The sequence below is a fragment of the Thiohalospira halophila DSM 15071 genome (genome assembly GCF_900112605.1).
Lineage (GTDB): Bacteria > Pseudomonadota > Gammaproteobacteria > Thiohalospirales > Thiohalospiraceae > Thiohalospira > Thiohalospira halophila.
Map to the genome: position 1 here is coordinate 32,895 of NZ_FOMJ01000012.1, position 13,855 is coordinate 46,749.

Sequence of the window (13,855 nt, forward strand, 5' to 3'; positions counted from 1 at the left end):
ATGCGGCGAGCGCCATCATCCAGCCCGGAGACCCCATGTCCCGTGACACCGAGATCAGCTACGAGGGCGTCGAGCATCGCCCCCTGAGCGACTTCACCGAGAAGGCGTACCTGGACTACTCCATGTACGTCATCCTCGACCGCGCCCTGCCGCACATCGCCGACGGCCTCAAGCCGGTGCAGCGACGGATCATCTACGCCATGTCCGAGCTGGGGCTCTCCGCCGCCTCCAAGCCCAAGAAGTCGGCGCGCACGGTGGGCGACGTCCTGGGCAAGTACCACCCCCACGGCGACACCGCCTGCTACGAGGCCATGGTCCTCATGGCGCAGCCCTTCTCCTACCGCTACCCGCTGGTGGACGGGCAGGGCAACTGGGGCTCCGCTGACGACCCGCGCTCCTTCGCCGCCATGCGCTACACCGAGGCGCGCCTGGCCGCCTTCTCCGACCTGCTCCTGCGCGAGGCCGATCAGGGCACCGTGGACTGGACCGCCAACTTCGACGGCAGCCTGCGCGAGCCGGAGCTGCTGCCGGCGCGCGTCCCCCACGTCCTGCTCAACGGCACCACCGGCATCGCCGTGGGCATGGCCACCGACATCCCGCCGCACAACCTGCGCGAAGTGGCCAGCGCCTGCATCCACCTGCTGGACGACCCGGAGGCCGACGCCGCCGCGCTCACCCAGCATGTGCGCGGGCCGGACTACCCCACCGAGGCGGAGGTCATCACCCCCGCCGCGGAGCTGCACAAGATCTACACCACCGGCCACGGCAGCATCCGCGCCCGCGCCGCCTGGCGGGTGGAGGAGGGCAACATCGTCATCGACGCCCTCCCGCACCAGGCCTCCGGCGCCCGCGTCCTGGAGCAGATCGCCGGCCAGATGCAGGCGAAGAAGCTGCCCATGGTCACCGACCTGCGCGACGAGTCCGACCACGAATCGCCGGTGCGCTTCGTCATCGAGCCCAAGAGCAACCGCGTCGACCGCGAACGGCTCATGGACCACCTCTTCGCCACCACCGACCTGGAGAAGCAGTACCGGGTCAATCTCAACGTCATCGGCCTGGACGGTCGGCCGCGGGTGAAGGACCTGCGGGAGATGCTCACCGAGTGGCTGCAGTACCGGCGCAACGTCGTCCAGCGCCGCCTGGAGCACCGCCTGGAGAAGGTGCGCGACCGCCTCCACGTCCTGGAGGGGCTGCTCACCGCCTTCCTGAACATCGACGAGGTCATCGCCATCATCCGCGAGGAGGATGAGCCCAAGCCCGTCCTCATGGAGCGCTTCGGCCTCGCCGAGCGCCAGGCCGAGGCCATCCTGGAGCTGCGCCTGCGCCACCTGGCCAAGCTCGAAGAGATGAAGCTGCGCGGCGAGAAGGACGAGCTGGAGAACGAGCGCGCCGAGCTGGAGGCCACCCTGGCCTCCGCCGACAAGCTCACCGCCCTCATCCGCTCCGAGCTGGAGCAGGACGCCGAGCGCTTCGGCGACGACCGCCGCAGCCCCCTGGTGGAGCGCGGCGCCGCCCGCGCCCTGGAGGCCAGCGAGGTAGTGGCCGCCGAGCCCATCACCGTCATCCTCTCCGAGAAGGGCTGGATCCGGCAGGCCAAGGGCCACGACGTCGACCCCGAGGGCCTCTCCTTCCGCGCCGGGGACGGCTTCCGCGCCGCCGCCGCCGGCCGCAGCAACGAGCCGGCCATCTTCCTGGACTCCACCGGCCGGACCTACGCCATCCCCGCCCACGAGCTACCCTCCGCCCGCGGTCACGGCGAGCCCCTGGCCAGCCGCGTGAACCCGCCGGACGGCGCCACCTTCACTGGCGTCCTCATGGGCCCGGCGGAGAGCGAGTGGCTACTCGCCACCGACGCCGGCTTCGGCTTCCGCATGCCCCTGGGCGAGATGCGCTCGCGCAACCGCAGCGGCAAGGCCGTGCTCACCGTCCCCAAGGGGGCCGAGGTCATGCTCCCCGCCCGCCTGGGGGACCCGGAGACCGACCGCATTGCCCTGGCCACCAGCGCCGGCCGCCTGCTCATCGTCCCGGCCGGCGAGATCCCGCAGATGACCCGCGGCAAGGGCCAGAAGCTCGTCGGCATCCCGCCCAAGGAGTACCAGGCCGGCAGCGAACGGCTGGTCGCCACCGCCACCATCCCCCAGGGCGGCGGCCTCACCGTCTACGCCGGCCAGCGCCACCTCACCCTCACCGGCAACGACCTCGCCGCCTACACCGCCGAACGCGGCAAGCGCGGCCAGACCCTGCCCAAGGGATTCCAGAAGGTGAAGGGGATTGCGGCGGGGTAGCCTGGTGGTCCTCCATTGGGCCGGACGCGGGCTACCTTAAGGTGGGAACAGTTACTAAGAAGGACCTATGCATCAAAAACTGACGCTTCCTCGCCTTGAAAGTCTGCTCCTCCAGGCGTGCGATGATCTTCGCGGCAGCATGGACGCCAGCGAATACAAGGAATATGTGTTCGGCATGCTGTTCCTCAAGCGGGCCAGCGACCTGTTCGACGAGCGCCGCGAGGCGCTGCGCCAGCAGTTCGCGGCGCAGGGCATGACCAAAGATGACATCGCCGTCGAGCTCGAGGACCCGGATCACTATTCCGGCCAGTACTTTTACGTGCCGCCGCGCGCCCGGTGGAACGAGCCGTGGCAGGAGGAGGTGGTTGAGGACGGCGAGAAGAAGATTGTCGACCAGCCGGCCCTCAAACACGTTAAGGAAAATGTCGGCACCACCCTGAACAAGGCCCTGGCGGCCATTGAGGATGCCAATCCAGATGCCCTTCAGGATGTGCTCAGTGGCATCAACTTCAACCGCAAGATCGGCCAGCAAACGCTAGACGACGACACCCTGGCCGACTTCGTGCAGAACTTCGACAGGATCCCGCTGCGCGACGAGGACTTCGAGTTTCCGGACCTGCTGGGGGCGGCCTACGAGTGGTTGATCAAGTACTTCGCAGACTCTGCCGGCAAGAAGGCCGGGGAGTTCTACACCCCCTGGGAAGTGGTCCGGCTCTGCGTCGAGGTCTGTGACCCGGAAGAGTCCATGAGTGTCTACGACCCCACCGCGGGGTCCGGTGGCATGCTGATCCAGATGCGCGATTTTCTCCGCGAGAAGGGCGGCGACGCCTCGGAGCTGCCGCTCTATGGCCAGGAGCGGATCGGTACCACCTGGTCCATCTGCAAGATGAACATGCTGCTGCACGGCATCTCCCACGCCGACATCCGCCAGGAAGATACCATCCGCGAGCCGCAGCACCGGAACGAGAACAATGAACTCAAGCGGTTCGATCGCGTGGTCGCGAATCCTCCTTTCAGCCAGAACTACATCAAGAAGGACCTGAAATCCCCCGGCCGCTTCCCAGTGATGATGCCGGAGAAGGGCAAGAAGGCGGATCTGATGTTCGTCCAGCACATGCTGGCCGTGCTCAAGCATGATGGCCGCATGGCCACTGTCATGCCCCACGGGGTGCTGTTCCGGGGTAGCGAGGAGCGCGAGGCGCGCAAGTACTTCATCGAGCAGGGCTACCTGGAGGCAGTCATCGGCCTGCCCGGCAATCTGTTCTACGGTACCGGCATCCCCGCCTGCATCCTGGTGCTAAACAAGGCCGGCGCCCGGGATCGCGACAGCGTGCTGTTCATCAACGCCGACCGCGAATACCGCGAAGGCAAGGCCCAGAACCACCTGCGCCCGGAGGACATCGACAAGATCGTCTACGCCTACCGCCAGGGCGAGGAAATCCCCGCCTATGCCCGCCCGGTGCCGGTTAAGGAGATTCGCGCAGAGGATTACAACTGCAACATCCGCCGCTACGTGGACAACGCCCCGCCGCCGGAGCCCCACGACGTGCGCGCCCACCTGCACGGCGGCGTGCCCGTGGCCGAGATCGACAGCCTGGAGCGCTACTGGACCAACTACAGCGGCCTGAAGGACGCCCTATTCGTACCCCGGGATGCGGAGTATTGGGATTTCGCCCCAGCGCTCACGGATAAGCGCGATATCGCCGCCGTGATCAACGACCACCCCGGCGTGGCGGCGGCCAACCAGGCCGTCATGGATCGGCTCGACGCCTGGTGGCAGGACAACCTGCCCGTGGTCGAGGCCCTGGCGCCCGATGCCGCCAATCAGCAGGCCCGGCCCCGCAACGTCTACGTCATGCGCACCCAGTTGCTGGCGAGCATGGAGGCCGCCATGGCGGACAACGGCCTGCTCACCACCTTCCAGGTGCGCGGCGCCCTGGCCAGCTTCTTCGACAGCCTCAAGGCCGACTTCAAGTCCATCGCTGCCAGCGGCTGGGGCCCGGAGCTGATCCCGGAGGACGACATCCTGCAAAGCCAGTTCCCCGAGGTGCTGGAAGAGCAGGAACAGGCCCAGGCCCGGCTGGCCGAGCTGCAGGCGCTGTTCGCCGCCGCCGACGAGGAGAATTTCGAGGACAGTGACGACACCGGGGTGCTGCCCGGCGACGAGGTCAAGAGCAAGCGCGACGAGCTCAAGGCCGCCAATGCGGAGTGGAAGCAGCAGCTCAAGACGATCAAAGAGCTGGCCGCGAACCTCTACGCCGATCTGAAGGTCGCCGAGCAACTGCCCCAGGGAAGCAAGAAGGGCTATTACTGCACCGAGGGGCTGACCCAAAAAGACGCCGAGTTCCAGAACGGCCTACGCATCGTCGAGCTGGCCGAACAGCTTGGCTTTGATAGCGAGTGGATCGGGCCCTTGCGCGAGGCGGTGGCCCAGGGGCAACAGGCCCGGAATACCGCGCAGAGCATTGAGAACCAACTGGCCCGCCACAAGGCCCTGGAGGACGAGGCCAAGGAGCTCAAGGCTGCCCTCAAGGCCATTGAGAACAAACGCGACGCGCTGGTGACGAGCGCCCGCGAGAAAATCTCCGAGGACGAGGCCCGCACCGTGATCATCGACCGGCTCAAGTCCCTGCTGCTGAACACCTACCAGGGCTACCTGCGCGCCGAGCAGCGCGCCTGCATCCGCGCGGTGAAAAACCTCTGGGCAAAGTACGCCGTCACCGCCCGCCAGATCGAGGCGGAGCGGGACGAGGTGTCACGGCAGTTGGAGGAGTTTCTGGTGGGGTTGGGTTATGAGTGAGTGGGCCGAACTCCCACTTGAAGAGCTGGCGGAGATCTCGAGTGGGGGTACCCCATCTCGCACCAATATCTCCTTTTGGGGTGGCGATATACCTTGGGTTACGCCCTCAGACATAACAGCATCAGAAACCAACTATATCTTCGATACCTACGAGACCATAACCGAAGAGGGGCTTGCTTCATCGTCCGCGAAACTTCTTCCGGCGGGCGCACTTCTCCTGACATCAAGAGCAACAATAGGGGAAATCAGGATCGCGGCGAGACCTTTGGCGACGAACCAAGGCTTCAAGAATGTGGTTCCTAAGTCGGGCACTGATGGGGTGTTTTTGTTTTACCAACTGTCCTGGCTAAAGGGGCATTTTGAACGGTATGCAGCTGGTAGCACTTTCCTGGAGATCAATCGCAAGGATACCGGCCGAATAATCGTCCCTTTGCCCAAGGAAGAGCGTGAACAGCAGAAAATCGCCCGCATCGTGCAAACCATTGACCGGGCCATCGAAAAGACCGAGGCGCTGATCGACAAGTATCAGCAGATCAAGGCCGGGCTGATGCACGACCTCTTTACCCGCGGCATCGGCCCCGACGGCCAACTCCGCCCGCCCCGCGAACAGGCCCCGGAGCTGTATCAGGAAACGCCGATTGGGTGGCTTCCGAAGGAGTGGTCGATTGTTAGGCTGAATGAAATAGTTAATCCCGCGCGCCCAATTGTCTACGGAATACTTATGCCGGGATACGGCCATGAGGGCGGCGTGCCTGTAGTCAAGGTGAAAGACATAAATGACCGAATGGTTAATTTGGAAAGCTTGCTCCTAACATCGCCAGAGATTGATCAGGAGTACCAGAGATCAAGGCTGAAATCTGGAGATATTCTAATCACGATCAGGGGGAGCGTCGGGAGAATTTGTATAGTTCCTAATGATCTGGATGGGGCAAACATCACTCAAGACACGGCACGAATAGATGTTTCGGCTGGCTCTAATAGGTTTTACAGCTACTACTTGGAAAGTGAATCCGCTCGTCGCCACTATGATGTTAATACGCTGGGTGTGGCCGTTCAGGGAATCAATCTTGGCGAAATTCGGAAGCTACCAGCAGTGAAACCCGATGAAGATGAACAACAAAAAATTGCAGATCTTCTGGAATGCGCGGTCTCAAGGATTGAGGCCGAAAAGAAAAATCTAGAAAAACTGCAAAAACAAAAATCCGGCCTGATGCACGACCTCCTAACCGGCAAGCTCCCGGTCCAGGCCGAGCCGGAGGACGAAGCCGAGGCCGCGCATGTCTGAGTTCACGGAAGTCGAGCAGCCTTTTCTTGAGCAGCTTCAGGGGCTGGGCTGGGACATCATTGACCAGGGCCCGGAGATTCCGGCCGACCCGGCCCGGAGCCGCCGCGCGACTTTCCGCCAATGGCTGCTGCCGGAGGTGTTCAACCAAGCGGTGGCGGCGATCAATCCCGGCGGGGGCTGCGGCACCTAGCTGACGGACAAGCAGTTGCTGGACCTGCAGGAACAGGTGCTGCGCCAGCCCAATCGCACCCTACTGGAGGCCAACGAGGCGGTGCAGAAGCTGCTTCTGTAGGCCCAGGTGGACGTGAACGAGGAGACCGGCGAGCAGGACCCGGTGGTGCGGCTGGTCGACTTCGATGCGACGGGTAATACGTATCTGAGGTTGCCCACGTCTTAATACACGGAAGTAAAGGAGGAGGGGTTAACCATGCCATCCATAAAAGATCAAAAGCTACTTTACCACCTGACGAGCCTGGCCAATGTTGGGGCGATTCTGGATAGCGGCCTTCAGCCACGAGCAGCTTTGGACAACTTCCGCGATGTCGCTGATGCAGAAATTTTGGCCGGGCGTGGCGAGCATGATCTGGATGGCTATGTTCCTTTCCACTGGTTTTCGCGTAACCCCTTCGACGGGCGTGTGCAAAATGATCAGCCGCACGAGGATTTCGTCTTGGTAACGGTGCACCGCACTCTCGCCGAAGAGAGAAACTGGAAGATTATACCTAGCCACCCTTTAGGCAGGCAGGGGTTTGAAATATACGATTATCAAGAAGGCTTTGAGATTATTGACTGGGATCTGATGGATTTAAGAGATTACCACGACCCTGACTGCAAGAGTGTCTGTGTGGCTGAGTGTTTATCACCTGAACCTGTCAGTGTTTCTGATTTTTTCAAGATCTTTGTTTCAACGGAGCAGGTAAGAGACCTAGTATTAAGTGAAGCTTCAGCGCGTGGGCAATCGCTTGAGGTGGTAGCAAATCCGAATATGTTTCGCCAATGAGATATAAGAATCTGAATCCCAGCAAGGCTCTGATATGGCGGATTACCCACCGTCAGAACCTGCCGTGGATTTTGGCCAACGGGTTGCATGCGGGTAACGGTGGTGCGCGTTCACCCAACTGGGTGACTATTGGCAATCAGGAGCTGATCGATCGCCGTGCCCATCGAGAGGTGCCCCTGCCACCGGGAGGTGTGCTGAACGACTATGTGCCTTTCTACTTTACGCCCTTTTCGCCCATGTTGTACAACATTTACACCGGCCGGGGCGGTGTTGCGACTGTGGCAAACGAAGATATTGTGATCCTGGTCTCCAGCTTGCACAAGGTGGAAGAAATGGGTTTGCCCTATGTCTTTACCGACCGCCACGCATACACCGTGACCGCGAACTACTACAATGACCTCCAACACCTGAACGCCATCGACTGGCCAATCCTGCAACAGCGGAACTTTCAACGTGATCCAAACGACCCGGAAAAGGTTGAACGCTACCAAGCCGAGGCACTGATCCATGCGCATGTGCCCATTCAGGCCTTGCGGGGGGCGGTATGCTACACCGCAGAGGTACAGAGTGAATTACTAGAACACGCGGCCGGACTGGGTGTCGAACTGGACGTACACCACATGCCGCAGTGGTATTTTTGAGGAGAATGCCATGATCACCTACACAACGGGTAACCTCCTTGATGCCGACGTAGAGGCACTGGTGAACACCGTGAACACGGTTGGGGTGATGGGCAAGGGCATTGCGCTGATGTTCAAGGAACGCTTTCCCGCTAACACAGCCGCCTATGTCCAGGCTTGCAAGGCGGGAGAGGTGCAGACCGGTAGGGTGTTTGTGACCGAGACAGGCGAACTGATGGGGCCGCGCTGGATTGTCAACTTCCCCACTAAGCGGCACTGGCGTTCCAAATCCCGAATGGAATGGATCATTGAGGGCCTTGCCGATCTGCGTCGGTTCGTTGAGCAGCATCACGTGCGTTCCATTGCCATCCCACCTCTGGGGGCCGGGAATGGCGGCCTGGACTGGGCATCGGTCAAACCGCATATAGAACAGGCCTTGGGCGATCTAGAGGGGGTGCGTGTAGTGGTGTATGAGCCCACCACGCAGTATCAGAATGTCGCAAAAGCCAAGGGCGTGGAAAAGCTTACACCCGCCCGCGCCCTGATTGCCGAACTGGTGCGCCGCTATTGGGTACTGGGCATGGAGTGCAGCCTACTGGAAATACAGAAGCTAGCCTGGTTTCTGGAGCGGGCGATTGAGGCCGAAGGGCTTGAGCCTCTGGACTTGCGATTTGTCGCCAACAACTACGGGCCCTATGCCGACCGGTTGCGCCATCTATTGGATTCGCTGGATGGTGGCTATCTGAAATGCGACAAACGTATCAGTGACTGCGAGCCGCTGGATACTATTTGGTTTAACGATTCCAAACGCGACAAGGTGGAGCTGTACCTCAAAACCGAGGCAAATGCCTATTTGCCCGCTTTGGAGAAAGCCACCAAGCTGATTGATGGCTTCGAGTCCCCTTATGGCTTGGAACTGTTATCTACTGTGGATTGGTTGCTGGCCCAGGAACAAGTGGCGCCCGAACCCCAAGCCTTACTGGAAGGTGTCCGTCACTGGCCAGCGGGAGAGCGTTGGGCCCGCCGTAAGCTCGAATTATTTGACATGGGAAAACTGGAACTGGCTCTGGATCGCCTGCGGCAGGTTCCTTTGCAGGCGGCAAGCTGATGAATGTATTGGAAGACCATCAATGAGTGAGTACACGGAGGTTGAGCAGCCATTTATGCGCCAGTTGCAGGGATTGGGCTGGCACGTTATCGACCAGGGGCAGGAGATACCGTCCGACCCGGCCCGGAGCCGCCGCGCGTCTTTCCGCCAGTGGCTCCTGCCAGAAATGTTCACCCAGGCAGTGGCCGCGATTAATCCCGGTGCGGGTAGCGGAACCTGGCTTACGGACAAGCAGTTGTTGGACCTGCAGGAGCAGGTGCTGCGCCAGCCCAACCGCACCCTGCTAGAGGCCAACGAGGCGGTGCAGAAGCTGCTGCTCAAGGCCCAAGTGGACGTGAATGAGGAGACCGGCGAGGAAGAGCCGGTGGTTAAGCTGATCGATTTCGACACGCCGGAGAATAACCATTTCCTGGCTATTAACCAGTTCCGCATCGACACCCCCGGCTGCGTGAAGCAGTTTATTATCCCGGACATCGTGCTGTTCGTGAACGGCATCCCCCTGGCGGTGGTGGAGTGCAAGAAGGGCGGGCCCACCTGTGCCAACCCTATGGAAGAGGCCTTCCACCAGTTGCAGCGCTACATGAACCGCCGCGAGGATACGGCCAGGCAGGGATTTAAGGAGGGCGAGCCGCGGCTGTTCCACAGCAATATGCTGCTGATCCGCAGCAGCGGCGCGGAGGCGGATTACGGCACCATCACCTCTGGTGAGGAGCATTTCTACCCTTGGAAGACCCTCTGGCCCCGGGACGACAGCGAGGCCGAGGGCCTGAGCCCGCACCGGCGGCTGATCGCCGGCATGTTGAACAAGCCGAACCTGCTCAAACTCCTGCGGACTTGTTCGGTGTTCATGGACACCGACGCGGGGCCACGCATCAAAGTGGTGGGGCGCTACCAGCAGTTCCGTTCCGCCGGACGCATCCTCGAACGCCTGCGCCATGGTCATACGGCCGAGGAGAAAAGTGGCGTTATCTGGCACACCCAGGGCTCGGGCAAGAGCCTGACCATGGTGTTCGTCGCGCGCATGCTGCGCGCCTCGAATGATCTGAACGACTACAAGATCGTTCTGGTCAATGACCGGGTGGACCTGGAGGACCAACTGGCCAAGACTGCCACCCTGATTGGGGGGCGGGTGAACGTGGTCGACAGCCGTGAGTCGCTGCGCCGGGACCTGGCCACGGACCAGTCCGACATCAACATGGTGATGGCGCACAAGTTTCAGGTGGCGGATGAGAGTCTGCCGACCGCTGTGGCCGAGGCGCTGGGTACCTATCAGGCCATGCCGGGCAAGGACACCTTCGGGGTGGTCAATCCCTCGTCGCGCATCGTGCTGATGATCGACGAGGCCCACCGCACCCAGAGCTCGGATCTCGGTGAGAACATCTTCGAGGCCTTCCCCAACGCTGCGCGCATCGCCTTCACCGGCACGCCGTTGATCACCGAGCGCCACGGCGAGAAGCGCACCGTGAAGCGCTTCGGTGAGTATATCGACCAGTACAAGTTGATGGATGCAGTGGAGGATGGCACCACGCTGCAGATCCTCTACGAGGGACGTACTGCCGATGCGGCGCTGAATGAAAAGGCGGATTTCGAGAACAAGTTCGAGGATCTGTTCCGTGAGCGCAGCGAGGAAGAACTGCTGGCGATCAAGAAGAAGTATGGCGCCACGGGCGACATCCTGGAGGCCGAGCAGCGCATCGAGGCCATTGCGAAGGACATGGTCCAGCACTACCTGGAGCATATCTTTCCCAACGGCTTCAAGGCGCAGGTGGTGTGCCAATCCAAGCTGGCGGCGGTGCGTTACCAGCAGGCCATCCACCGGGCGCTGGCCGATACAGTGGCGGCCATGCGCGCCGAGCCGGAACCGGACGAGGAGGAGATCCGCCGCATCGAGCTTCTGAAAGCGGCGGTGGTGATTTCCGGTGACGGCACCAATGAGGCCGCCTGGGTGACCGAAGCCCGCAAGCAGGCCCGGGCCTGGAACGCGGTGGGGAACTTCTGCAAGCCCTTCGCCTTTGACGATCCCGACCAGCCCTACAGCGGTATTGCCTTTCTGGTGGTCTGCGACATGCTGATGACCGGCTTCGATGCGCCCATCGAACAGGTGATGTATCTGGACAAGAAGATCCGCGAGCACACGCTTTTGCAGGCCATCGCCCGCACCAACCGGGTGAAGAAGGGCAAGCAGCGCGGTTATGTGGTGGACTATATCGGCCTGACCCACAAGCTCACGGAGGCGCTGACCCTGTACGCGGCCACCGACGAGCAGCAGGAGCTGGCTGAGGGGTTAAAGAACATCACGTCCGAGGTGCCGGTGCTGCAGGAGCGCTATCAGCGCTTGCTGCAGTTATTTTCCGAGCACAAGGTCCGGCAGATTCAGGATTTCGCGGAAGGCAAGCTGTCCGATGTTGAGGCTGATGCGGCGGTGGTCCACGAGGCGGTCAGGCTGCTCAAGGACGAGAAGATCCGGGCGGATTTCGATGTCTACCTGAAGAAGTTCCTGGCTAGCCTGGACATCATCCTGCCGCATGCCGCTGGGCAATCGTATCGGGTACCGGCCAGACGCCTGGGTTACATCCAGCGGGTGGCAAAAGAGCGCTACAAGGACGACACCCTGAACCTGGGCGATGCCGGTGAGAAGGTACGGGGTCTGATCAACGAGCACCTGATCAGCCTCGGTATCAATCCCAAGGTGCCGCCGGTGGAGCTTTTATCCGATGATTTTATGGAAAAGCTCAATGAGCATGCGGACGGCGATGCAGAGGCCAAGGCCAGCGAGATGGAGCACGCCATCCGCAAGCACTGCACGGTGCATCACGACGAAGACCCGGCTTTTTACAAGAGCTTGTCCGAAAAGGTCGAGCACCTCATCGACCAGTACCAGGGTCAGTGGGAAAAGCTGGCCGAGGAATTAGAAAGTCTGCGCGAGGAAGCGGCGGAAGGCAGGCAGCACGGGGAAGAAGGGATGGGCCGGGAGGCCACCACCTTCTACGAGCACATCGCCAATGAGGCCTTCGAGGGCGGCGAGGTGCCGGCAGAAGCCAAGCCGAAGATGAAGACCTTGATGGCGACGATAATCGACACCTTGCAGCAAAGCATCGGGAGCATCGACTTCTGGCAAAACAGCGACAAGCAGAAGCGGACTCGCAGCGAGATCAAGACGGCCCTGACCCTCACGGAGATCCCTGAACTGAAAAGGAACCGGGAGCGAATCGCGGTGGAGATCGTGAAACTGGCAAAAAACCGGCATGAGGCCTTGCTTAAGGACCGGGAAACTGAGAAGTAGCCCAATGACACCTCGTCGCGTGAGAGGCATTGAGTATCAATTGCTCCCTGGAGAACAACGCAAGACCACGGACATCGTGATCGAACGCGATGGCAAAGTGGTGGTGCGACCGCCAGCGGGATTTACCCCGGAGCAGGTGGATGCGGTAGTAGATAACAAACGCATGTGGATCTACCGCAACTTGGCCGAATGGAAGGATCTGAATGCCACGGCGGTGACCCGAGAGTGGGTCAATGGCGAAACCTTCCTCTATCTCGGCGGTGCTTATCGGTTGGCGTTGGTATCCGGGCAGGATAGGCCGTTAAAGCTGAAGGATGGGCGCTTCTGCCTCAGTCGGGAAGTGATCGAGCGGGGTGGTACTGAAGCAGCCAGGGAGGCGTTCAAGCAGTTCTATGTCGATAAGGGGCAGCAACGCTTTGCCGACCGAGTGGCCCACCTCGCCCCCAAGGTAGGCGTGGAGGTCTCCAGTATCCGGGTCAAGGACATGGGGTATCGTTGGGCCAGTTGCGGGCGCAGTGGCGTGGTGAATTTCCACTGGAAGTGCATGATGGCCCCACCGAAAGTCATTGACTACATTGCCGCGCACGAACTTTGCCACTTCCACCATCGCAATCACACTGACGCCTTTTGGAACGAGGTGGACAAAGTGATGCCGGATTGGCGCGACAGGAAGGCTTGGTTGCGCAAGCAAGGTGCCAGTTTGGACCTCTGAGGCTTTGGGAGGGTGCTTCGGCCCTGCCTGATGACGCGATGGGCTCGCGCAACCCCGGTTGGACCCTGCCCAAGGGATTCCAGAAGGTGAAGGGGATTGCAGGGGGTTGATGGGAAGTTTTTGGATTGATTGATCTGAGCTTTCTCGCACAGCTTGGAGATGAAGGAAAAACATGGCCGAGGCCGAACAACCCGCACTGCCTTCGCAAGAGGAACGCGCCCAACTGGCCTACATGGTCCTGACCCTGATGCGGCGCTGGGGTCTGGAGGATAGCCAGAAGCTCACCCTGTTGGGGCTATCGCCCCGCGACAAAAAGGCGCTCCAGGCCCACAAGAAGGGGCGGCCCCTGGAGCCCGACCCCGAAACCCTGGGCCGGACCAGCGGCATGCTCGTGATCCACCAGCGCCTCGTCGACCGCTACCCCGACGACGAGGAACAGCGCACTGAAGTGGACCCCGATTTTCGGACCAGGTGAGAAGTAAAGATTGGCAGGCTATCCTCGGCTCAAGCAGAGGAGCCTTCCCATGTCCCGAGGACGAGGCAAACGACTCAGTGCCGACCTCAAGGCCCGCGTGGCCCTGGAGGCCGCCAAGGGCCACAAGACGGCCAGCGAGATCGCCCAGGAGTACCAGGTTCACCCGACCCAGATCAGCCAGTGGAAGCGGCAGTTGCTCGACGGCCTGCCGGACCTGTTCGAGGCCGGGCAGAGCCGCAAGGAGCCGACCACCGAGGAGGTGACGGCACCGCTGTATGAGGAGATCG

10 protein-coding genes and 1 pseudogene are annotated in these 13,855 nt (G+C 61.3%); all 11 read left to right on the forward strand.

Going from position 1 to position 13,855, the window contains the following annotated elements; genetic code table 11:
* Positions 1-35 precede the first annotated feature (35 nt).
* Entirely contained in the window at positions 36-2,285 is a 2,250-nt protein-coding gene (gene parC, locus BM272_RS12810) for a DNA topoisomerase IV subunit A (RefSeq protein ID WP_093429197.1), read from the forward strand.
* Between the two features lie 67 nt (positions 2,286-2,352).
* Positions 2,353-5,085 carry a type I restriction-modification system subunit M gene (locus tag BM272_RS12815; protein ID WP_093429198.1) on the forward strand — a complete coding sequence of 911 codons (2,733 nt, stop codon included), beginning with the start codon at positions 2,353-2,355 and terminating at the stop codon, positions 5,083-5,085.
* Entirely contained in the window at positions 5,078-6,370 is a 1,293-nt protein-coding gene (locus BM272_RS13645; protein WP_143613287.1) for a restriction endonuclease subunit S, read from the forward strand. Before BM272_RS12815 ends, BM272_RS13645 begins: the two co-directional genes overlap by 8 nt.
* Positions 6,363-6,746, forward strand: a pseudogene (locus BM272_RS14250) (type I restriction endonuclease); the annotation flags it as partial. The gene BM272_RS13645 and the pseudogene BM272_RS14250, both read left to right, overlap by 8 nt.
* 51 nt (positions 6,747-6,797) lie before the next feature.
* Positions 6,798-7,370, forward strand: a complete 573-nt coding sequence (locus BM272_RS12835; RefSeq protein ID WP_093429200.1) for a DarT ssDNA thymidine ADP-ribosyltransferase family protein — start codon at positions 6,798-6,800, stop codon at positions 7,368-7,370.
* Positions 7,367-8,011: a type II toxin-antitoxin system toxin DNA ADP-ribosyl transferase DarT gene (gene darT, locus BM272_RS12840; RefSeq protein ID WP_093429201.1), complete on the forward strand. Its 645-nt coding sequence runs from the start codon at positions 7,367-7,369 to the stop codon at positions 8,009-8,011. Before BM272_RS12835 ends, darT begins: the two co-directional genes overlap by 4 nt.
* Positions 8,012-8,021: 10 nt before the next feature.
* Positions 8,022-9,098 (forward strand): type II toxin-antitoxin system antitoxin DNA ADP-ribosyl glycohydrolase DarG, encoded by a 1,077-nt coding sequence (darG, locus tag BM272_RS12845; RefSeq protein WP_093429202.1) that lies wholly within the window; start codon positions 8,022-8,024, stop codon positions 9,096-9,098.
* A 22-nt stretch (positions 9,099-9,120) separates the two neighbouring features.
* Positions 9,121-12,381: a type I restriction endonuclease subunit R gene (locus tag BM272_RS12850; RefSeq protein ID WP_093429203.1), complete on the forward strand. Its 3,261-nt coding sequence runs from the start codon at positions 9,121-9,123 to the stop codon at positions 12,379-12,381.
* 4 nt (positions 12,382-12,385) lie between these two features.
* The gene (locus BM272_RS12855) at positions 12,386-13,093 is read left to right on the forward strand and encodes a M48 family metallopeptidase (protein WP_093429204.1); all 708 of its coding nucleotides are present in this window, start codon (positions 12,386-12,388) and stop codon (positions 13,091-13,093) included.
* A gap of 172 nt (positions 13,094-13,265) precedes the next feature.
* The gene (locus BM272_RS12860) at positions 13,266-13,568 is read left to right on the forward strand and encodes a hypothetical protein (RefSeq protein WP_093429205.1); all 303 of its coding nucleotides are present in this window, start codon (positions 13,266-13,268) and stop codon (positions 13,566-13,568) included.
* Between the two features lie 49 nt (positions 13,569-13,617).
* The coding region (locus BM272_RS12865; RefSeq protein ID WP_143613289.1) for a helix-turn-helix domain-containing protein at positions 13,618-13,855 on the forward strand (238 nt) is incomplete at its 3' end.